We start from the raw sequence: 22501 nt of genomic DNA on the forward strand, positions 1-22501 counted from the left end.
TAGCTTCGTTATAATAAAAATAACTACTAGCAAATTTTTTCAAGTGCTAGTAGTTATCATAATTATTTTTAATATTCATTTGTTTGTGTCGTTCGAATTTTCGCTGTTGGTTGACTGTAATTGTCTCCAACGGGCGAATAAATTTTGGGCCTTTTGTTGTTCATTAGCTTGTTTTTGTTTTGATTGTTCTGCCATTTGAACTACACCAACCTTTTATATATTCTAGTGACAGGATAACTAAAATGATTTATGTATGCAAAGAATTTCTATTGATATGCATTTTCTGGTTTTAATTGTAAATTTTGCCCTAATTCATTTAAGTCTTGTTGCATTTCGAATTCTGTATTATAAACTCTCATGGATTCATCTCCAAATTTATAAAGTATAAATTCATCCCCTCTTTGACCAATTACATATTTATCATTGTACGCCATTCGATTCATACCCGATACAGCCATAAATTCTTGTTTATCTATCATATTAAATACATTTTTAATTTGACTTAAAGGTACATTTTTAATCAAATCATTTTCTTTCAATGAATATTTCTCTCCACTTACATACACATGTTGCGCATCATTTGTTGGCTGTGCAACTTGCCCAGTATGATTTGGTGATTGGTTAACTGGGTTCCAATCTTGTTCTTTTAAAAAAGGCGCGTATTTTAAGGCAATGTATACAATCACTATAATCGCAATTACTGCTATAATATTTTTAATCATACTTAATATAAATCTCATAGGTCGCCTCCATTAGTCTTCAAACTATTATATAGTTTGACATATAAATTTTCATCAGTCTTCAGGCTTAATCACACTATATCTTTGGACTGATGCATCTTAATTAAAAATGGCTTATAATTTATTTATGTTATAAATGCTTATGAGGAGGTTCGTAATATTGAGTATACTAACAATCATTTTAATAGCACTATTAGTAATCCTCCTTTTTAGAGTTGGACTTTCTATTTTGCGATTTTTAATTTATATCGGCGTCATTTTATTATGTTTGTATTTAGGATATCAAGGCTTAATTTGGTTACTTGATTTTTTCCAAATTAATACAGGGTTATTACCACAATTCCAATTATAATAAAAATAAAATCATATTAATATAACAAAACTCCTAATGAACTAGATTAAATATTTGTTTAACTAGTTAAGCATTAGGAGTTTTAATTTATTTTTTAATTCTGATAAACAACTTATGTGTAACAATTCATTATTTACGTCCAAATGCATTAGATAAAAATCGTAATAATGCATAACTTCCGCTTAATAATAATGCCCATACGACACCAGTAAATATTGAACCAACAGCTACACTAAATAAAGGAATTGATTGCTTCGTGACGATCACACCTGCTAGTGCTGTAACTAATAAACCTACTGATGATAATATCACAGTCATTAATAGATTACGTTTTGTTACAGGTTCATTCTTTATGTTTAATTGCATTGTATACACCATTGGTACTAGAACACCGATAATTATAAATAGCGTCACTGTTTTTCCTCCATATGATTGTACTTCGTAGGTATTATACACAAGAATTGTTAGTAATTCTATTAACTTTATTCATTTTCATCAAAATAACCTGCTTCAACTAAGCTTGTAAATCTATTATCACCAATAATAATATGATCCAATAAATCAATACCAAGTATCAAGCCACATTCTTTTAACCTTAGTGTCGTCATGATATCTTCTTGTGAAGGTGTTACATCACCAGATGGATGATTATGAACTGCAATGATTGCATTCGCATTTTCTCGAATAGCGATACTAAAAATTTCACGCGGATGCACTATAGAACTATTTAATGTCCCTTTAAATACACATGCTTCTTTTATAACAATATTTTTTGAGTTCAATAATAAAATCATAAAATGTTCTTGCGATAAATCTTTCATCGAAGCCATCATAAGATCGGCAACATCACTAGGTTGTGTTATTTTAACCCTGTTACTTTCTGAACGTCGCCCCATTCGCTCGCCCAATTCAAATGCAGCTTTTAATGTAATTGCTTTTTGCAAACCAATTCCTTTTACTTGAATCAAATCGTTTACTGATGCTTTTTTTAGTTCGTTTAAATTCGAATTAGCTTTCAACAATTCATTACTAATATCAATACTAGAAAACCCTTTTCGTCCAGTATTAATTAAAATCGCTAATAATTCAGTATTCGAAAGACTTTTCGCACCATGACTTAATAAACGTTCTCTAGGCATTTCTGAAGTAACCATTTCTTTAATTTTCAATAATATATTCCTCCTAATAATTGATAGATGTCATTATAAAAAACAGCATTTAATAGAAATGAGATAGTTAAAAAAGGTATTAGAGGTAATGTCTTAATAGGCTTAATTACCATTATGATTATCGCAACAAGTCCTGCGATGATAAATGTAAATAAAATAAGGTATATAGTAAATTGTAGAGGGAAAAATAAGGAAATTATGCTTACAAGAAGAATATCACCATAACCAATAGATGATTTAAATAAAAAGTAAAAAATATGAGCAGAAATACTTACAATTAAAAAGGCTGTGGGAAAAATAGTGGATAACGAAAATGTAACTACAATGTAAACAATAATTAAACGACAGTCGATAAGTAAAGTTTTAATATCAGTCAAAGAAAAAATGAGTAGAAAAATATAAGTTGTAATAAATAACAATGCATTTACGTCCGTTAAATTAAATAAAACGAATATTATAGGTAACATTGCCAAAATTTCTCCTATTAGATGACTTTTAGAAGTATTATAACGACAGTATTGACACCTGCCTTTTAGCATTATGAAACTAAAAATTGGAAATAGTTCATACCATTTCAATGTAACATGGCAATTATCACATTTAGAACGTCTATGTAAATATTCAAATGAAGTTTCTTCAACAGATATAAATTGATACAAAAAACTAAAGATACAACTACAACTATATGACAACAAAAATACCAAGTAATAACCTCCTCAAGCAAATTATAAATAGTTATCCCTATAATGTAAATATACACCATTACTGCAAAATCAATACTCTTTGATGTGCAGATTTCTTGTAATAGTAATAAGTCTGTTGATAACTTAAAATACCACTTAAGCGTTATATAAAATAGCTTCAAGTCAATGGTAAAACAACAGAACTAAACATAAAAAACCGTGAAGAAACAATTTGATTGTCATCTTCACGGTTATTTTAATTTTATGGTTAAAATGCTCCAAAATCTATTTTAGATTTAACTTCACTAATAAAATATAAACTTCCAGTAATTACAAGTGCCTCACCTTGATAATTTTTAATAAATTCAACATAATCATCCACAAGTTGTATATGATCTCCTTCTACACTACCTACAATTTCTTCTTTTCGTAATGCCTTTGGAAAATCAAATTCAGTTGCATAAAAAGTTTTTGCAATAAGATTTAAATGCTTAACCATTTCATTGATAGGTTTACCATTAATGGCTGAGAATAGAATATCAACTTTGTCTTTGTGATGATAATTTTGAATAGTATTAATTAACGCGTCTATACTTTCAGAATTATGGGCACCATCTAAAATGATTAACGGCTTATCATGCACTTGTTCAATACGACCAGTCCATCGAACTGTTTCGATTCCGTCAATCATTTTATTGAAATCTAATTGAATTAAACCTTGTTCATTTAATTCTATTAATGCTGTAATAGCCAATGCAGCATTTTGTTTCTGATGTTCTCCTAACATACTTAAAATGATTGTTTCTAACTCATATTCCTTATAACGATAAGTAAATTCATCATTTTGTGAAACTACGACAATCTCACGGTCTAACTCAATCGGTTTTGCATGTTGTTCAATAGCACGTTCGCGAACATATTTAAGTGCATCTTCGTTTTTGACTGCGTAAATCACAGGGATATTCGGTTTAATTATTGCACCTTTATCTTTTGCAATATCTAAATAACTATTCCCTAAAATATCAGTATGATCTAATCCAATACTTGTTAAAATTGATAAAATCGGTGTAAAGACATTTGTAGAATCATTTTTAATACCTAATCCAGCCTCAACAATGACAAAATCAACAGGATGTATTTCACCAAAATATAAAAACATCATTGCAGTGATAATTTCAAATTCAGTTGCGACTCCCAAATCAGTTTCAAGCTCCATTTTTTCACTAATTGGTTTTACACGAGATACTAATTCAACAATATCATCATTCGAAATAGGTGCACCATTTAAACTAATTCGTTCATTAAACGTTTCAATAAATGGTGATGTGAAAGTTCCTACTTCATAACCATTTTCAACCAAAGCTGATCTAAGGTAAGCAACTGTAGAGCCTTTACCATTTGTTCCACCTACATGAATACCCTTAATATTATTTTGAGGATTATTAAGTTGTGCTAGCATCCATTCCATACGTTTAACACCAGGTTTAATGCCAAATTTAGTTCTTTCATGTATCCAATACAAGCTCTCTAGGTAATTCATTGTTACTAACTCCTATGCTTTTAATTGTTCAATTCTCGCTTTCACACCGTCATATTTTTCTTGATAATCTTGTTTTTTACGTTTTTCTTCATTTATAACTTTTTCAGGCGCTTTACTTACAAAGTTTTCATTAGACAATTTTTTATCAACTCTATCCAACTCACTTTGAAGTTTTGATAACTCTTTTTCTAAACGGCTAATTTCTTTATCCATGTCTATAAGACCTTCTAATGGTAATACTACTTTACCTGCTAATACTACTGAAGTCATAGCCTTTTCAGGTATTTCCACGTCCGTACTAATGTCTAAAGTACTAGGATTACAGAATTTGAATAAATAATCTTTATTTTGTGATAATGTTTGTTCAATTTCTTTATCTTTAGCTTGAATTAATATAGGTATTTCTTTAGATAATGGTGTATTCACTTCTACACGTGACTGTCTAACAGATTTAATGATTTCAACAAGTTGTTGCATTGTTTGTTTACTTTCTTCAAAAATCAATGATTCACGTACTTTTGGCCACGCTGCTTTTACAATAGTTTCCCCTTCATGAGGTAAACTTTGCCAGATTTTTTCTGTAACAAATGGCATGAATGGGTGTAACATTCTCATAATATTATCTAAAGTATAACTTAATACAGAACGAGTTACTTGCTTTTGTTCTTCGTCTGTACCATTCATCGGAATCTTACTCATTTCAATATACCAATCACAGAAATCGTCCCAAATGAAATTGTATAATGCTCTTCCAACTTCGCCAAATTCATATTTGTCACTTAAATCTGTAACTGTTGCAATTGTTTCATTTAAACGTGTCAAAATCCATTTATCTGCTAATGATAAGTTGCCAGTTAAATCAATATCCTCTACTTTAAAGTCTTCACCAATATTCATTAAACTGAAACGTGCGCCATTCCAAATTTTATTGATAAAGTTCCACACTGATTCAACTTTTTCAGTAGAATATCTTAAATCATGGCCTGGAGATGAACCTGTCGCTAAGAAGTATCTTAAACTATCCGCACCATATTCATCAATAACGTCCATTGGATCAACACCATTACCTAAAGATTTACTCATTTTGCGTCCATCTTCAGCTCGAACTAATCCATGTAATAATACGTCATTGAATGGGCGACGATCCGTAAATTCTAATCCTTGGAAAATCATACGTGCTACCCAGAAAAAGATAATATCATAACCTGTAACTAATGCATTCGTTGGATAGTAGCGCTTGAAGTCTTCACTATCAAGGTCCGGCCAACCCAATGTTGAAAATGGCCATAACGCACTTGAGAACCATGTATCTAATACATCTTCATCTTGTTGCCAGTTTTCAATATCAGTAGGCGCTTCTTCACCAACATAGATTTCACCAGTTTCTTTATGATACCAAGCTGGAATTTGATGACCCCACCATAATTGTCTTGATATCGTCCAGTCTCTAATATTTTCCATCCATTGATTAAATGTATGTTCAAATCGTTGTGGATAAAAATCTATACGATCATCTGTTTTTTGATTATCTAATGAACGTTTTGCCAAACCATCCATACGTACAAACCATTGTGTTGATAAATATGGTTCAACTACTGCGCCTGAACGTTCTGAATGACCAACCGAATGAACATGGTCTTCAATTTTGATAACTAAATCTTGTTCTTTTAAATCTTCAACTAACTGTTTACGACAATCAAAACGGTCCAAACCTTCGTATTTACCAGCCTTGTCGTTCATTTTACCATTTTCATCCATAACGATGATATTTTCTAAATGATGTCTTTGACCAATTTCGAAGTCATTAGGGTCATGTGCAGGAGTAACTTTCATCGCACCAGAACCAAAATCAATATCAACGTATTCATCTGCTAATATTGGTAACTCACGGCCTACAATTGGTAAAATAACAGTTTTGCCAATAACATCTTTATATCGTTCATCATTTGGGTTAACAACTATAGCCGTATCGCCTAACATTGTTTCTGGTCTTGTAGTTGCAATTTCGATATAACCTTCTCCATCAGCATAAGGATATTTAAAATGATAAAAGGCACCTTGTACATCTTCATGTATGACTTCAATATCCGATAACGCAGTGCGTGCTTTAGGATCCCAGTTTATAATACGCTCACCACGATAAATAATACCTTTATTGTATAAATCAACAAAAACCTTTTTAACCGCTTTACTTAATCCTTCATCTAAAGTAAAACGTTCTCTACTATAATCTAAGCCTAAACCTAGTTTAGCCCATTGAGCACGGATAAATGACGCATACTCTTCTTTCCAATCCCAAGCTTGTTCTAAAAACTTTTCACGGCCAAGATCATATCTTGTAATACCTTGTTCATTTAATTTTGCTTCAACTTTTGCTTGTGTCGCAATTCCAGCATGGTCCATACCAGGTAAATATAAAGTATCGTACCCTTGCATGCGTTTCATACGCGTAATAATATCTTGTAAAGTTGTATCCCAAGCGTGACCTAAATGTAATTTACCAGTTACATTTGGTGGTGGAATAACAATTGTATATGTTTCTTTTGATTTATCTTCCGATGGTTTAAAATAACCATTTTTAACCCATTCTTCATAACGTCCCGCTTCAACTTCGCGTGGATCATATTTTGGTTTCATTTCCATTTGCTATACCTCCTAAAAAATAAAAAATACCCATCCTATATAACAATAGGACGGATATTCCGTGGTACCACCTATATTCAAGAAGGATGCTACAAATCAAACACTGATTATCAGCTAAATCGAAGTTAGTATACTAACGCTGACAGCAGGAAATTTGAAATAAGCTATCTCTTCAAGCACTCTAGATTATGATTAACGCTCAAACACGTCTTAGCCTACTCTATCAATCATGTTCAACTAAGATACTCTGTGGGCTACCTTCAGTAAAAATCATTTGCATATTCACACCAAACCACATGCTCTCTTTAAAACAATTTGAACTTACTCTTCCCAATTTATATATTAAACTCTTAACTTATAGTATAATGATTGTCAAAATAAGTCAATGTATTGGTGGGAATAATTATGAATGAATGCGCATTTGGAACAAAGGATCCAGTTTACTTAAACTATCACGATGATGTATGGGGACAACCTTTATATGATAGTAAAGAGCTGTTTAAACTTTTAGCATTAGAATCACAGCACGCTGGTTTGTCTTGGTTAACCATTTTAAAAAAGAAAGAAGCTTATGAGACTGCTTTTTATGATTTCGAACCAGATAAGGTAGCACAAATGACTGAGAAAGATATCGACAGATTAATGACATTTCCAAATATTGTCCATCACCGTAAAAAACTGGAAGCCATAGTTAGTCAGGCTCAAGGCTACTTACAAATTGAACAAGAATATGGTAGTTTTAGCAAATTTTTATGGTCTTACGTCAATGGTAAGCCTAAAGATTTACAATACATTCATTCATCTGAGCGAATAACAGTTGATGAGACTGCTACACAACTTTCAAAAGATTTGAAAAAATACGGTTTTAAATTTTTGGGTCCTGTAACCGTATTTTCATTTTTAGAAGCAGCGGGACTATACGATGCACATTTAAAAGATTGTCCATCAAAGCCTAAACATAATTAATATGCTATAGCATCATAAAACAAACGAGACAGATTCTATGTTAACTAATAGACTGTCTCGTTTTATTTGCTTTCCATTAAGTATGTTATAAAAATAGCAGAAAATTATCTCCCCTAACGAGATTAACTTACTTTCATTATTATAGTTATATATTGCCAACAAGCTAATCCTTATTTTTCTTCGACCGATATTTTAAAAAATAGTTTATCGAAGGTGCGATGATAAAGATTATGAAAAAGATTCTAAATATATGATAGCTAGTAATCATAGCAACATCTGCATCAGTAGCTAATGCAACTAATACTATTTGATTAAGTCCTCCAGGTGCGGCACCAAGAAATAGTTCATTAATTGGATTATTATCGAAGAAATGAATAATATATACCATAACAAGAGCACCAAAAATCAGCATTATATTTTGTATCGTAATTGCAATAGCTAATCGACCTTTCAAATCTGATAATAAATGTGCAATTTGTACACCAATTCTAATCATATAGATAAGTTGCGCAATATTAAGTAGCCAATGATCTAAAGCAAATGTAATGCCAGTACTAAAGTTCCAAACTATTAAGACTATTAGTGGTGCTAACAATTGATATGTTGGAACATTAAGTTTAGACATAATTAAATAAACGATAAAAACTGCAATAGCTATAATTAGCATCTGCCAAATATTTAAAGCCTGGGATAAAGGCAATATTTTAGCTATTTTACCTGCAGAATGGGCACTATCATCATGGAAAAAATAAGAAATAAATGGAACTAGCACTACAACAAATATAATGCGTGATGTTTGCGTAAGACTAACAACTAACAAATTAGCACGTTTATCTTGTTCTGCCATCACTAACATTTGTGTCAAAGCACCTGGAATAACACTAAGTACAGCTGTTTCTGTATTAATACGTGCAATCTTTTTAAAGATAAGCGCCATGACTAAAGCAATTAATAAGATTGAAATTGATACCACAATAATAGATAACCAATTATCTTTAATATCCATTATGACATTTTTGGTAAATGTTGTACCTATTTGTACACCTAGTAGCACGATTCCTAGTTCACTTAACCAAAAGGGCCATTTAACTTCCAATTTGAAAATTTTCACACAAATGATTGCCCCAATAATTGGTCCAAACATGAATGGCAGTAAAACATGGGAAACGTATAAAATGCCACTTATTAAAAATGATAAAGCGAATACAATGAAATTATTTCTATATATCATTGCCATGTTTTCCACTTCTTTCAATTAAATAATATAAATATTGTTATTAAAATTTAAAATCAATACTTAATCGTTTTTTACTTTTAACAATTATTAATCAATTGAACCTAAATACTGAAAAAGAGCCTGAACAAAGTCCAGGCTCTCGTTTTGTCCGTGTATTTATTTTACAATACGACTTAAAGCAGTATCAAATGCTTGAATTGTCTTTTCGATATCTTCTTTTGTATGTGCGGTAGATAAGAAAGTTCCTTCAAATTGAGATGGAGGTAAAAATACTCCTTCTTTTGCCATTTCACGATACATTTCTGCGAATAATTTCAAATCACTTTTATTCGCTTGTTCAAAATTAGTAACCGGTCCTTCATTTAAGAAATAACCAATCATTGAACCAGCTCTATTTACAGTAATTGGCACATTATGTTTAGCAAATACACGTTTTAATCCTTCTTCAAGAATATCACCTAACATATTAAAATAGTCATATGTTTCAGGTGTTAACTGGCTTAATGTTTCATAACCACTTGTCATTGCTAAAGGATTACCGGACAACGTACCAGCTTGATATATATTTCCTAATGGCGCGATGTGGTCCATGATTTCTTTTTTACCACCAAAAGCACCTACTGGAAGTCCGCCACCGATAACTTTTCCTAAACAAGTTAAATCAGGAGTAACACCAAAGTATCCTTGCGCACAATTATAACCTACTCTAAAACCAGTCATTACTTCATCAAAAATTAATAAAGCACCATAATCATTCGTAATATCTCTTAAACCTTGTAAAAAGCCTTCGACTGGCGGAACGACACCCATATTACCTGCTACTGGCTCAACTATGACACCAGCGATATCATCACCAAATTTTTCAATAGCAATTTTAAGTGCATCTAAATCATTATATGGAACAGTAATTGTATTTTTAGCGATGCCTTCTGGAACACCTGGAGAATCAGGTAATCCTAGAGTTGCAACACCTGAACCAGCTTTAATTAAAAGTGAATCACTATGCCCATGGTAACAACCTTCAAATTTTACAATTTTATTTCTACCTGTATAACCACGTGCCAATCTTAATGTATCTAAAGTCGCCTCCGTACCAGATGACACCATACGTACTTTTTCAATTGAAGGTACACGATCAATCACAAGTTGTGCTAATTTGTTTTCAAGTAATGTCGATGCACCGAAACTTGTTCCTTTATCGATAGCTTCATGTAAATGACTGATAACCTGTGGATCTCTATGGCCTAAAATTAATGGCCCCCAACTTAGTACATAATCAATATACTCATTTCCATCGATATCATATATTTTTGAACCTTTACCGTGATCCATGAAAATTGCGGGTGTATCTACTGATTTAAATGCTCGAACTGGACTATTTACACCGCCAGGCATTAACGTTTCAGCAACTTTCATAGCTTCTTCTGAATTCGTATATCTCATAAAGTAAATTCCTCCTATAGTTTATCAAAAGCAATCAATTATTCTCTATTTATCTAAGTAACGGCAAATATCTTTTGCAAAATATGTGATAATCATATCAGCACCTGCACGTTTCATTGAAACCATTTGTTCCATAACAACACGTTCTTCATCAATCCAACCATTTTGAGCTGCAGCTTTTGTCATACTGTACTCTCCACTTACATTGTATGCAACAACCGGAATATTTGTATGATTTTTAACATCTCGAACAATATCTAAGTAACTCAAAGCCGGTTTAACAATCATCATGTCACAACCCTCTTTTAAATCACTTTCTAATTCACGTAAAGCTTCTAATCTATTGGCAGGATCCATTTGATATGTTTTTCTATCACCAAATGAAGGCGCAGAATCTGCTGCATCTCTGAATGGTCCAAAGAAACTTGAAGCATACTTAACGCCATAACTCATAATTGGAATATTATAATAACCAGCTTCATCTAATCCTTGTCTAATTTCAGCAACAAAACCATCCATCATATTACTTGGTGCGATGATATCTGCACCTGCTTCAACTTGTGAAATTGCCGTTTTAACAAGAAGTGGTAACGATTTATCATTATCGACATCATGAGTATGATCATCAATTACACCACAATGACCGTGATCAGTATATTCACATAAACAAGTGTCAGCAACAATTAATAAGTCGTCATACATTTTTTTAGCGATACGTGTCGCTTGTTGAATTACACCATCTTGGATATATGCACCTGTACCAATGTCATCTTTCGAATTTGGAACACCGAAAAACATAATGGCGCGAATACCTAAGTCATATGCTTCTTTAATTTCATTTTCAAGTAAATTTAAACTGATTTGGTACACACCAGGTAATGATTTAATTTCTTTTTTAATATCGTCTTTTTCTACGACAAAAATCGGATATATTAAATCTTCTTTTCTTACATGATTTTCTCTAACCATATTTCTCATTGATGCTGATGATCTTAATCTTCTATGTCTATCAAATTTCATTTTTTAGCCCCTACTTTCTAAAATCTTTTGTAATAACGATTCTAATGTTTGAGTATCTGCAATGGTTACTGGTTGCTTATTTGCTTTTATGGTCCGTGCAGTTTGCTCGCCAATAGCATAATAATGATGAAATTTTGGAACAAATCCTTCATTAAAATAATAACGTACTGCGGATGAACTTGAAAATGTTAATGCATCAATGTGTTGATGTTGTATCATTTCTTTAACATCTTGAATATTTCGTTTGTTTGGTAATGATGTATATAAATCTAATTTAACAACTTCATTTTTTTTAGATAAACTTGTCGATAACAAAGGCCTTGCTAATTCACTTGATGGAATTAGTATTTTTTTATTTATTTTATTAAAAGCTTCTAAAAATCCTTCTTGTGAAAAGTCATCTGGCATATAGTCGACATGTATTCCTAAAGATTCACAGTATTGCGCCGTTTTAACTCCGATAACTGCAATATAGTCTACATTTAAACTTTTTAAATATTTATAAAAATATTTAACTGCATTTTTAGACGAAAAAATAAGCCAGTCATAGTGTTGATCTAACAAATTCAAATCGAAAGCAAGTGGCTTAATTTCAATAAATGGTTTATGAATTATAGTTACTAAGTCACTTTGCACGTCATTTGTTTGTGTCATTACTACAACTGGTTTCATATTTAAACGTCACTCCAAAAATTATTGTTGTTCATTTAAGCGTTTGATAATATCATATGCACCTTGTTCTTTTAATTTGTTACTTACTAATTTTCCTAATTCAACTGGATCTGTACCAGTAGATGTAAATTCAAATCTTTCTTTACCATCAGGCGTCATAATTAAACCTGTAAACTCTATTTCTTTCTGATCAGAAATCGTTGCATATCCAGCAATTGGCACTTGGCAACTGCCATCCATTTCAGCTAAAAATGTTCTTTCAGCGGTTACACATTTTGCAACTTCCTCATTATGTACTTTATTTAAAAGTTCTAATAGTTCCACATCATCACTACGACATTCTATACCTAGGGCGCCTTGTCCAATTGCGGGTAACAACGTATCTCTATCCAGATATGTAGTTACCGTATCGTCTGACCAACCCATTCTTCTTAAACCAGCCGCTGCTAAAATAATTGCATCATAATTCTCTGTATGGAGCTTTTCTAAACGTGTATCTATATTTCCCCTAATCCATTTAATTTCTAAGTTTGGGTATTTAGATAAAATTTGTGCCCCTCTACGTAATGAACTTGTACCAATTATGCTGCCATCAGGCAATTGAGATAAAGGTGTATGTGTTTTTGAAATATAGGCATCTAAAGGTAATTCTCTATCAGGAATACAGCCTAAAGTTAGCCCTTCCGGAATTACACTTGGTACATCTTTTAAAGAATGTATTGCCATATCTATATTTTTCTCAAAAAGTTCATGTTGAATTTCTTTAACGAATAAGCCTTTTCCTCCGACTTTAGATAATTGTTTATCAACAATTTTATCACCTTTAGTAACAATTTCTTTAATCTCTATTTCTAGGTTTGGCTCAATAGCTTTTAACTTATTTATAAATTGCTGGCTTTGCGTTAAAGCTAATTTACTTCTTCTTGAGCCAACGACTAATTTACGCATGATTAATTCCTCCTAGTAACGAATTACTCTGGGCATTTTCTTTAATTTACAAAATGTGTAGCAAAAAATAAATTGATCATATTTAAGCAAAATAAAATAATGTTATAGTATATTAAATACCTCGAATTTATCCATTTCTTTATTCTTAGCAGTATATATGTTCCATACAATAATGTAATAACTGAAGAAAGTATCACCTTGGGATCGATAAATATACGTTCACCTACTGAAATCACACCCCATTGTGTTCCTAAAATAATACTAAAAATAAGAATTATCCAACCGCTAAGCGTAGAATAGAAGACAATAGACTCAAGTGTAGCAACGCTACCTAATCTGAAGTACTTTTGATCGAAACGTTTTTCCTTTAAATTACGATATTGCATGATGTAAAGTAATGCATTTACAAATGCTAGTGCAAAAAAGACATAACTTAATACAGCTAGACCGATATGGACTAACAACAATTCATCTATAACAGCGATTTTCTGTACCTTGTTATCATAATGCGTAGGTTGGAAAGTATTCATTCCCAATAAAGTTAATCCTATTAGATTTAAGAAAAATACAGAAAAATTCAAGACCTTTATAAGATTAAGAATTAAAGAGATGGAGATGATTAACCAACTTAAGGTATAAAAAACATCTGAAATAGATCCTAATGGAATATGCCTCGTTTGTATAATAAAAATAGATAAAGAGATTGTTTGTAAAACCCAAACAATCCCCAATAAATATATGCCTAAACTTCTAATTTTATGACTCTTTTGGACAAAATCATAAAAATAGCAAATGATACTGATTAAGTATATTAATAATATAATTTCATTGAATCGAATAAACAGGTTTTCTTGCATATTATCACCATATTAATATGCTTATTCAAAACTAAAGATACGTCTTGCTGAAATCTCTTTGACCTTGCTTTCTTTTTGTTGTTTAGCTTGTTCATGAGGACATTCAGCTTCAATATCAAATATATTTTGAAATAGCTCTAATTTTTCATTACTTTTCTTGTCACTACTTAATTCTTTGGCCTGTTTAATAGGATCTTTCAACATCTGATTGATAATACTTTTTGTATGTTTAGAGATGATTTTACGCTCTCTCTCAGACAACTCTGGCAGTTTACGATCAATACTATCCATCGTCTCGGCCTGTATTGCCATTGCTTTTTCACGTAAAGCTCTAATCACCGGAACAACTCCCAACATACTTATCCACTCATTATGTGCGTGAATTTCTGAAGGAATTTGTTCTGATATTGTTGCAGCTGCTAATTGTCGCTCACGTAAATTTGCGTCAACCAAACCTTTTAAGTCGTCAACATCGTAATTAAAGATGTTAGTGATGGCACTTATACCTGGTTCGATATCTCTAGGAACTGCAATATCAATCAATACGAGTGAATCTTGTTTTCTGTTTTCTGCAATTCTTTCTATCATGTCATTGGTAATGATATAAGACTGTGCACTTGTTGAGCTAATAACTATGTCAGCACTTTCTAGTAAAAGTGGTAAAGCTGATAGCTCATCATATTTCACTTGATGCTTTGTTGCTAATTTCATAGCATTATCAACAGTTCTATTAACTACTGTAATATCAGTAATTCCAGAACCAAGAAGATTTAATAGTGATAATTCACTCATTTCCCCTGCACCAATAATGACAGCTTGTTTACTTTTAAGTTTGCCAAAAACCTTTTTAGCCAATTCGACAGCAGCATAAGATACACTCACAGCATTATCTGCTATGTCTGTTTCATTATGTGCTTTTTTAGCAAAAGTAATTGCCTGTTTAAATAGATGATTAAATATAGTTCCTGTTGTACCTGTATTTTGCGCTAAGAAAAACGCATCTCTTATTTGACCTAAAATTTGAGTTTCTCCAAGTACAATCGAATCTAAGCCAGAAGTGACTCTCAATAAATGTTCTACTGCTTCGTCCCCCACTTTTACTTCTGACATTGCTTTAATATCATCTACTTCAAATCCAAATGCACGGGCTAAAAATCGTTGGACATAATAGCGACCTGTATGAATTTGATCAACAACAGCGTATACTTCTGTTCGATTACATGTTGATAATATGACATTTTCTAAAATAGATTTAGTTTCATATAAATCTTCATGGGCAATTCGTAAGGCATCATCTCTAAAAGCAACTTGCTCTCTTAGCGCTACATCAGCTGTGCGATGATTTATACTAATTGCAATAAAATGCATTTGAAACGCCCCCATATATACTAACAATACAAATATTATAACATAATTTAAAATCCAATTAAGTACGATGCTTAAATAAATTAGAATCTTTCTAATTTGAACTCACATTTTTGACAAATTGATGAACGTTGTAAATAGTTATCAATTGCACACAAGTTTTAAGTATATTTATATCAATCGATGTTAAAGTTTATGAATTCATAATTTTTAATGGGCATTACGAAATATATGGTTCAATTAAATCCCAAATTTGTTGTTGTTTTGTATTTTGAACTGATGAATAACTTACAATCGTATCATCAGGATCCATGTCTAAATGTTCTTTAATATTTTTAATATGCTTTTGGACTTTACCTTTAGGAATTTTATCTTCTTTCGTACAAATAACTAATGTTGGTATATCAAAATGTTTTAAGTAATTATACATTAAAATATCATCTTCTGTTGGTTTATGCCTTAAATCAACTAATTGAATCACTAATTGTAAATTTTGTCTCTTAGTTATATATTCTTCAATCATTTTCCCGAATTTTTCTCGTTGAGTTTTACTTACTTTTGCATATCCATACCCTGGTACGTCAACAAAGATAAGTTGCTCATCAATATTATAGAAATTTAATGTTTGCGTCTTTCCTGGTTGCTGAGACGTACGTGCCATATTTTTTCTACCAATCATGCTATTGATAAATGTTGATTTACCAACATTTGAACGACCACTAAGTGCTACTTCTGATAATTCAGTTTCTGGATATTGTTCTTCCTTAACTGCACTAATGATTAATTCTATGTTATTAGGATTAACTTTCATTTTATATCCTCGCTTTTTTATATTCTATTTCAACTCTACCATTATATAATATTTAACCCTTTCGGTATACATTATAAAAAAGCTCCAATCAAAGTTAAACTATTTGAGCATCAACTTTGATTGGAGCTTTTCACTTATATATCACATCAACGTTTAAGCTGATGTTTTACTACTATTAATTAAATTACCTTCTGCATCGTATAGTTCAGGTTCAATTTCCTCATTAATTGTTTGTGCTGTAATGACAACCTTACTAACATTTTCGTTAGAAGGCACATCAAACATAATATCAATTAAAGATTCTTCGATAATTGATCTCAAACCACGTGCACCTGTTTTTCTTTCGATAGCTTTTTCACTAATTGCTGACAAAGCTTCTTCAGTAAATTCTAATTCTACATCATCTAATTCAAGCATTTTAGTATATTGTTTAACTAATGCATTTTTAGGTTGCGTTAAAATATTTTTCAACGCTGTTACGTCTAGCGTTTCTAAATTAGCAACAATTGGAACACGTCCGATAAATTCTGGAATCAAGCCATAAGCCTGTAAATCTTCTGGACGAATTTGAGCTAATAACGCTTGTTCATCATATTTATCAGCTTCATTGCTTGAAAAACCAATTACTTTTTCACCTAGACGGCGTTTAATAACCTCTTCAATACCATCAAATGCACCACCAAGAATGAATAAAATATTAGTTGTATCAATTTGAATCATTTCTTGGTTTGGATGTTTACGTCCACCTTGAGGTGGGACACTTGCAGTTGTACCCTCTAAAATTTTAAGCAAAGCCTGCTGAACACCTTCACCTGAAACATCACGAGTTATTGAAGTGTTTTCAGATTTACGCGCAATTTTATCAATTTCATCAACATAAATAATGCCTTTTTCAGCTTTATCAATGTCAAAGTCAGCTGCTTGGATTAATCTTAATAAGATATTTTCTACATCATCACCAACATAACCAGCCTCAGTTAAACTAGTAGCATCAGCAATAGCAAATGGTACATTTAAAGTCTTAGCTAATGTTTGCGCTAATAATGTTTTACCACTTCCTGTTGGTCCAATTAAGGCAATGTTACTTTTTTGTAATTCAACGTCATCTTCTTTTGGTCCTAATTGTTGAATACGTTTATAGTGATTATATACTGCCACAGCTAATGATTTCTTAGCTTTTTCTTGGCCAATAACATATTCATTTAAATGATCCATAATTTCTTTAGGAGTAGGTAATTCTGTAATCGCTTCAGAAGTATTTTGTGCCAATTCTTCTTCAACGATTTCTGAGCATAATTCAATACACTCATTACAAATATATACACCACTTCCTGCAACAAGTTTTTTAACTTGATCTTGGTCTTTTCCGCAGAAAGAGCATTTTAAATTTTCTTCATCTTCATTGAATTTAAACATTCTTTTTACACCCCTATTCGTTAAAGACTATACTAGATTGGATATTACAATGCAACATATTAACATACAAACATTTTGCTTAAAGAATAGTAGCAGATACATAAGCTATGCATCTGCTACTCACTTTTAGAATTTAATGTTAAATGAAGATTAGTCTTCTTTAGTACCTTCGACTAATTTAGCGTTATCTCTTAATAAATCGATAACTTTTTGAATACGCACATCATTTTTAATGATGTCAGTATTACCTAAAGTATTCTTGATATCTTCAACTGAGATATTAAATTGTCCACTCATTTTTTCTAATTCTTTATCGATATCTTCATCAGTAGCTTCAATGTTTTCAGCTTCTGCAATTGCAGTTAGTGTTAAGTTTGTTTTAACACGTTGTTCTGCATCGTCTTTCATTTGCTCTCTTAATTGTGATTCATCTTGACCAGAGATTTGGAAGTACGTTTGTAAATCTAAACCTTGTTGTTGAATTCTTTGAGCAAATTCTGAAACCATACGATCTAATTCAGTGTTAATCATTGCTTCTGGAATATCAATTGTTGTATTGTCAGTAGCTTTTGTAATTGCTTCTTCTTTTTCGATATTTTCTGCATCAGTAGCTTTTTGCTCTGCTAAACGTTTACGTAAGTTTTCTTTGTATTCGTCAACAGTATTTGCTTCTGCATCTAATTCGTTTGCAATTTCATCAGTTAACTCTGGAACTTCTTTAAATTTAATCTCATTAACTTTTGTTTTGAATGTTGCTTCTTTACCAGCTAATTCTTCAGCATGGTATTCTTCTGGGAATGTTACAACAACATCTTTTTCTTCGTCAACTTTCATACCTTCTAATTGCTCTTCAAAGCCAGGGATGAATGAACCTGAACCTACTTCTAGGTCATAGCCTTCAGCTTGACCACCTTCAAATTCTTCTCCATCAACTGAACCGTTAAAGTCGATATTTACTGTATCGCCGTTTTCAACAACGCCATCTTCTTTAACTACCATTTCAGCTAAGTGTCCTAAGCTGTGGTCGATTGCTTCTTGTAATTCTTCATCAGATAATTCAGTTTCTTGTTTTTCAATTTCAAGACCTTTATAATCACCTAATTTCACTTCTGGTTCAACAGTAACTGTAGCTTCAAAAATGAAATCTTTACCTTTTTCAATTTGAGTTACACTTACTTCTGGTTGTGCAACTGGTTTGATTTCAGTTTCATCAATTGCTTCACCATAAGCATCTGGTAATAAAATATCGATAGCATCTTGATACAATGCTTCTACACCAAAGCGTTGTTCGAAAATTGGACGTGGTACTTTACCTTTACGGAATCCAGGCACATTAATTTGTTTAACCACTTTTTTAAATGCTTGATCTAACGCTTTGTTTACTTTTTCTGCAGGAACAGTAACAGTTAATAAACCTTCATTACCTTCCTTTTTTTCCCAAGTTGCTGTCATGTATATATACCTCCATGATTAACTAATTTATTTTTTCAACTTCCCTATTATATCATAGGACGATTTCCTATACAAACATTGAAATCACAACGTTTATATATTTTTAAATCAACTTTTTTCGTCAAAACTATATTAAAATGTCGATTACAATTTTGCAACAATTTAACTATTTCCATTCAAATCTAATTGCTGAATAAATTTAAAAGTATCATAATTTTGCAATTCACTTTCTATTCCTAACATATTTTTAAAATAGCATTCGTATGCATTAACCCATGATTCTATATCAAAAAGTGATTCAATATCAAAGGGATATAGTAAGATAGAGTGATTGTTCATAATATGATGGGCTTCTTCAGCAATATGAATAGCACCATTTTCTAAAGACTCCATTACACTTGGTAATACTTGCTCTTTAAGAGTTGTGTGTTCCAACCCTTTTAAATTTGCAGGCACTATTGTAGTCTTAATGCCATATTTTTCAATCATTAATTCTTGTGTACAATTCGCAAACCTTAAATACTCAATCATTAAACTCATCATATTATAACTATGGGACTGTGATTCTAGTAAATAAAAAATCGTTTCTTTGAATTGAAAATGCCCATTATCTATCAGCTTTAATAAAAGATTAGTTTGTTCACGCATCGAAAGCAAATTAAAATCTGTGAGCGACTTTGTTACTTCCTTTTCATCTTCGATTAATTTTGATTTTGCAAATTCTTTCAATGGATATAAAGCCATTCGTGTTTTATGGTCTCTCACTTCGTCAATGATTTGATTTATAACTTCTATCGCTTCAAAATATTGATTTAAACCAATTAAGCTTTTCACGTAATAAATCATCAATGTATCATATTGTTGAATACCACTTTTCAAAAGTACAATGGCTTCTTCTCTTAATTCAAGATAAGATTCTGTCTCATACAACATTCGGCACTTCATCATTGCTATTTCTTCAGTCAGCTCAAATTGACGCTCATACTGTTCAATATATTCGTACATTTGTTCATAATTACGATTTTCTTCAGCTTGCTTAATATCTTTTAATAATTTTTGCGAAACATTCGGAAACTGAATAATATCAGACATGATTGTCACCTCGATTGATTATAAATCTTGAAGTATTAATGCGCTCCATGTTTCAAAATCATCATATGACTCAATGCTTCCTTTTTCAACCCATTTAATTCTTAATGTATCTGTTTCTTTTGCTTCAACATCGTTGGAACTAACTGTTATTTTAAATACAACACCAATATGTACTTTACCTACTTCATTATTATCATCGTTAATGAAACCAATATATTCCATATTTTGCGAATCTTGTTCACTAAGACCCACTTCTTCTTCTAATTCACGTTGAGCATTAACTCTTAACACTTCATTAATTGATTCGGCACCTGGCACATCGTTCATGTGACCGCCTACACCTATTGATGATTGGCCATGTAAACGCGCTTCTCCACCGCCAGATAACCGTTCATATACTAATATTTCGCCATGTTCATTTTCAAGTAAACAATAAGAAATGAGTTGTTTATATGATGGATCTTCTTCCATATCTCCTCGACGTTTGACCTCATAGTGACGCAATGCATCAAATATGCTTTGTCCTATTGGCTTATTTTTATTTAAAAACCCATTGAAAGTATTTTTTTCATTATCAAATATAGTTTCTCTAGGTACTACAATAATTTGCTCATCAAATTTAGACATCGTATTAAAAACTCCTCACTTTTATGTTTAATCTCTTACATGCATTTTAGCAAATCTGTCATGTTTTAGCGATTAAATGTGACAGATTAATTTTTCTAAAATAAAAAAGAGATGACATTGCCATCTCTTTTTTATAATTAATATTATTTTAAAGCATCTTTAGCTTTAGTTACTAATTGTGCAAATGCTTTTTCGTCTGAAATTGCGATTTCAGATAACATTTTACGGTTGATATCGATACCAGCTTTTTTCAAACCGTTCATTAAACGAGAGTAGCTCATTTCATGTTGACGAGCTGCTGCATTGATACGTGTAATCCATAATTTACGGAAGTCACGTTTACGTTGACGACGGTCACGGAAAGCATATTGACCTGATTTCATTACTTGTTGCTTAGCTACTTTGTATAATGTATGTTTTGAACCGAAGTAACCTTTAGCTAATTTAATCGTTTTTTTACGACGCGCTCTTGTTACTGTTCCACCTTTAACTCGTGGCATAAAAAATTCCTCCTTAGGTAGTTCCTACCGATTTCTGTATTTGTTCTTATTTTTTGTATGCTAATAATTGTTTTACACGTTTCATATCACTCTTAGACACTAATCTAGCTTTACGTAATTGACGTTTTTGTTTAGTGCTTTTGTTTGCGAATAAGTGAGATGTGAAAGCTCTTGAACGTTTTAATTGACCTGAAGCAGTTCTTTTTACACGTTTAGCTGCTCCACGGTGAGTTTTCATTTTTGGCATAATATAAGTCCTCCTGTAATAGCTTTAATTATTTTTCAGCTGTTGGCGCTAACATGATAAACATTTGACGCCCGTCCATTTTAGGTTTTTGTTCAACTGTTGCTATATCTTTACATTCATCTGCATATTTTTCTAGCACACGTTGACCAATTTCCTTATGCGTAATGGCACGCCCTCTGAAACGAATAGATACTTTACATTTATCGCCTTTAGTTAAGAATTTACGTCCGTTTTTCAACTTAGTTTGGAAATCATGTTCCTCAATTGTTGGGCTTAAACGAATTTCTTTAACATTGATAATTTTTTGTTTCTTTTTCATTTCTTTTTCTTTTTTCTGTTGTTCGAATTTGAATTTACCGTAATCCATAATTCTTGCAACTGGTGGTTTCGCATTCGGTGCAACGACCACTAAGTCTAAATCTACACGTTCAGCCATTTCTAAAGCTTCTCGCTTTGATTTAACACCGATTTGTTCACCATCTTGACCGATTAAACGTAATTCTTTTGCACGAATTTTGTCATTGATTTGAGTTTGATCTTTTGCTATGGTTGACACCTCCAAAATTTTTACGAAATTTGTACCAAGCAAAAAGGAAGAGCAGGTATAAAATACCCGCTCTTCCTTATACACAGTTATGTGTAACGTGATTAACCTGCCAACTGCTTTATGCGTCGCTACAGGTGAGAAGCGGGTGCTTCTACTTGGTTCGTTTCGTATTCA

General features: G+C 31.8%; 25 protein-coding genes and 2 other annotated features. Of the genes, 2 read left to right on the forward strand and 23 right to left on the reverse strand.

Annotated features, from left to right (window positions below; genetic code table 11):
* Nucleotides 1–75: 75 nt before the first annotated feature.
* Nucleotides 76–195: a hypothetical protein gene (locus SAMSHR1132_RS07770; RefSeq protein ID WP_000840604.1), complete on the reverse strand. Its 120-nt coding sequence runs from the start codon at nt 193–195 to the stop codon at nt 76–78.
* A gap of 71 nt (nt 196–266) precedes the next feature.
* Nucleotides 267–740 (reverse strand): DUF4930 family protein, encoded by a 474-nt coding sequence (locus tag SAMSHR1132_RS07775; RefSeq protein ID WP_001211025.1) that lies wholly within the window; start codon nt 738–740, stop codon nt 267–269.
* Between the two features lie 160 nt (nt 741–900).
* Between SAMSHR1132_RS07775 and SAMSHR1132_RS07780 the strand changes: the two genes are divergently transcribed.
* Complete coding sequence (locus tag SAMSHR1132_RS07780; RefSeq protein ID WP_000025834.1) at nt 901–1092, forward strand: hypothetical protein; 192 nt, start codon at nt 901–903, stop codon at nt 1090–1092.
* A gap of 129 nt (nt 1093–1221) precedes the next feature.
* Here the strand turns inward: SAMSHR1132_RS07780 and SAMSHR1132_RS07785 are convergent, their stop codons facing one another.
* The 5 genes from SAMSHR1132_RS07785 to SAMSHR1132_RS07805 all read right to left on the reverse strand — a co-directional run bounded on the left by SAMSHR1132_RS07785 (nt 1222) and on the right by SAMSHR1132_RS07805 (nt 7127).
* Nucleotides 1222–1506, reverse strand: a complete 285-nt coding sequence (locus SAMSHR1132_RS07785; RefSeq protein WP_000171864.1) for a hypothetical protein — start codon at nt 1504–1506, stop codon at nt 1222–1224.
* Between the two features lie 68 nt (nt 1507–1574).
* Nucleotides 1575–2261, reverse strand: a complete 687-nt coding sequence (gene radC / locus SAMSHR1132_RS07790; protein WP_000692863.1) for a RadC family protein — start codon at nt 2259–2261, stop codon at nt 1575–1577.
* Entirely contained in the window at nt 2258–2965 is a 708-nt protein-coding gene (locus tag SAMSHR1132_RS07795; RefSeq protein WP_000231534.1) for a prepilin peptidase, read from the reverse strand. The genes radC and SAMSHR1132_RS07795 overlap by 4 nt, the downstream gene beginning before the upstream one ends.
* 247 nt (nt 2966–3212) lie before the next feature.
* Nucleotides 3213–4484: a bifunctional folylpolyglutamate synthase/dihydrofolate synthase gene (locus tag SAMSHR1132_RS07800; RefSeq protein ID WP_001108353.1), complete on the reverse strand. Its 1272-nt coding sequence runs from the start codon at nt 4482–4484 to the stop codon at nt 3213–3215.
* 12 nt (nt 4485–4496) lie between these two features.
* Nucleotides 4497–7127, reverse strand: a complete 2631-nt coding sequence (locus tag SAMSHR1132_RS07805; protein WP_000425361.1) for a valine--tRNA ligase — start codon at nt 7125–7127, stop codon at nt 4497–4499.
* Nucleotides 7128–7170: 43 nt separating this feature from the next.
* Nucleotides 7171–7474, reverse strand: a binding site (T-box leader).
* A gap of 58 nt (nt 7475–7532) precedes the next feature.
* Here SAMSHR1132_RS07805 and SAMSHR1132_RS07810 point away from each other — a divergent pair.
* A complete protein-coding gene (locus SAMSHR1132_RS07810; protein ID WP_001001235.1) occupies nt 7533–8093 on the forward strand; it encodes a DNA-3-methyladenine glycosylase I in 561 nt (186 codons plus the stop codon).
* Between the two features lie 163 nt (nt 8094–8256).
* Here SAMSHR1132_RS07810 and SAMSHR1132_RS07815 read toward each other — a convergent pair whose 3' ends face one another.
* From SAMSHR1132_RS07815 to infC, 16 genes are all read right to left on the reverse strand, one after another.
* Complete coding sequence (locus tag SAMSHR1132_RS07815) at nt 8257–9330, reverse strand: AbrB family transcriptional regulator (RefSeq protein WP_001240847.1); 1074 nt, start codon at nt 9328–9330, stop codon at nt 8257–8259.
* Nucleotides 9331–9486: 156 nt separating this feature from the next.
* Complete coding sequence (gene hemL, locus SAMSHR1132_RS07820; RefSeq protein WP_001270891.1) at nt 9487–10773, reverse strand: glutamate-1-semialdehyde 2,1-aminomutase; 1287 nt, start codon at nt 10771–10773, stop codon at nt 9487–9489.
* A gap of 45 nt (nt 10774–10818) precedes the next feature.
* Nucleotides 10819–11793, reverse strand: a complete 975-nt coding sequence (gene hemB / locus SAMSHR1132_RS07825; protein WP_000667123.1) for a porphobilinogen synthase — start codon at nt 11791–11793, stop codon at nt 10819–10821.
* Between the two features lie 3 nt (nt 11794–11796).
* Complete coding sequence (locus SAMSHR1132_RS07830; RefSeq protein ID WP_000805958.1) at nt 11797–12465, reverse strand: uroporphyrinogen-III synthase; 669 nt, start codon at nt 12463–12465, stop codon at nt 11797–11799.
* Nucleotides 12466–12486: 21 nt separating this feature from the next.
* Nucleotides 12487–13413 (reverse strand): hydroxymethylbilane synthase, encoded by a 927-nt coding sequence (gene hemC / locus SAMSHR1132_RS07835; RefSeq protein WP_001230231.1) that lies wholly within the window; start codon nt 13411–13413, stop codon nt 12487–12489.
* A 41-nt stretch (nt 13414–13454) separates the two neighbouring features.
* Nucleotides 13455–14270: a cytochrome C assembly family protein gene (locus SAMSHR1132_RS07840; protein WP_014373848.1), complete on the reverse strand. Its 816-nt coding sequence runs from the start codon at nt 14268–14270 to the stop codon at nt 13455–13457.
* Between the two features lie 21 nt (nt 14271–14291).
* Nucleotides 14292–15638 (reverse strand): glutamyl-tRNA reductase, encoded by a 1347-nt coding sequence (gene hemA / locus SAMSHR1132_RS07845; RefSeq protein WP_000545462.1) that lies wholly within the window; start codon nt 15636–15638, stop codon nt 14292–14294.
* 217 nt (nt 15639–15855) lie between these two features.
* Entirely contained in the window at nt 15856–16446 is a 591-nt protein-coding gene (yihA, locus tag SAMSHR1132_RS07850) for a ribosome biogenesis GTP-binding protein YihA/YsxC (protein WP_000867699.1), read from the reverse strand.
* A gap of 153 nt (nt 16447–16599) precedes the next feature.
* Nucleotides 16600–17862 (reverse strand): ATP-dependent Clp protease ATP-binding subunit ClpX, encoded by a 1263-nt coding sequence (clpX, locus tag SAMSHR1132_RS07855; protein WP_000472295.1) that lies wholly within the window; start codon nt 17860–17862, stop codon nt 16600–16602.
* Between the two features lie 150 nt (nt 17863–18012).
* Nucleotides 18013–19314, reverse strand: coding sequence for a trigger factor (gene tig / locus SAMSHR1132_RS07860; RefSeq protein WP_000127584.1), 1302 nt, complete (start codon nt 19312–19314; stop codon nt 18013–18015).
* A gap of 47 nt (nt 19315–19361) precedes the next feature.
* A complete protein-coding gene (locus SAMSHR1132_RS07865; protein ID WP_031787568.1) occupies nt 19362–19472 on the reverse strand; it encodes a hypothetical protein in 111 nt (36 codons plus the stop codon).
* A gap of 4 nt (nt 19473–19476) precedes the next feature.
* Nucleotides 19477–20406, reverse strand: coding sequence for a hypothetical protein (locus SAMSHR1132_RS07870; RefSeq protein ID WP_001280029.1), 930 nt, complete (start codon nt 20404–20406; stop codon nt 19477–19479).
* 18 nt (nt 20407–20424) lie between these two features.
* A complete protein-coding gene (locus SAMSHR1132_RS07875) occupies nt 20425–21033 on the reverse strand; it encodes an NUDIX domain-containing protein (protein WP_000032667.1) in 609 nt (202 codons plus the stop codon).
* 143 nt (nt 21034–21176) lie between these two features.
* Nucleotides 21177–21533 carry a 50S ribosomal protein L20 gene (gene rplT, locus SAMSHR1132_RS07880; protein WP_001138360.1) on the reverse strand — a complete coding sequence of 119 codons (357 nt, stop codon included), beginning with the start codon at nt 21531–21533 and terminating at the stop codon, nt 21177–21179.
* Between the two features lie 46 nt (nt 21534–21579).
* Nucleotides 21580–21780, reverse strand: coding sequence for a 50S ribosomal protein L35 (rpmI, locus tag SAMSHR1132_RS07885; protein WP_001125540.1), 201 nt, complete (start codon nt 21778–21780; stop codon nt 21580–21582).
* A 28-nt stretch (nt 21781–21808) separates the two neighbouring features.
* A complete protein-coding gene (gene infC / locus SAMSHR1132_RS07890; RefSeq protein ID WP_001791162.1) occupies nt 21809–22336 on the reverse strand; it encodes a translation initiation factor IF-3 in 528 nt (175 codons plus the stop codon).
* Nucleotides 22337–22364: 28 nt separating this feature from the next.
* Nucleotides 22365–22490: a sequence feature (ribosomal protein L20 leader region), on the reverse strand.
* Nucleotides 22491–22501 lie beyond the last annotated feature (11 nt).

This window comes from Staphylococcus argenteus (genome assembly GCF_000236925.1).
Taxonomy (GTDB): Bacteria; Bacillota; Bacilli; order Staphylococcales; family Staphylococcaceae; genus Staphylococcus; species Staphylococcus argenteus.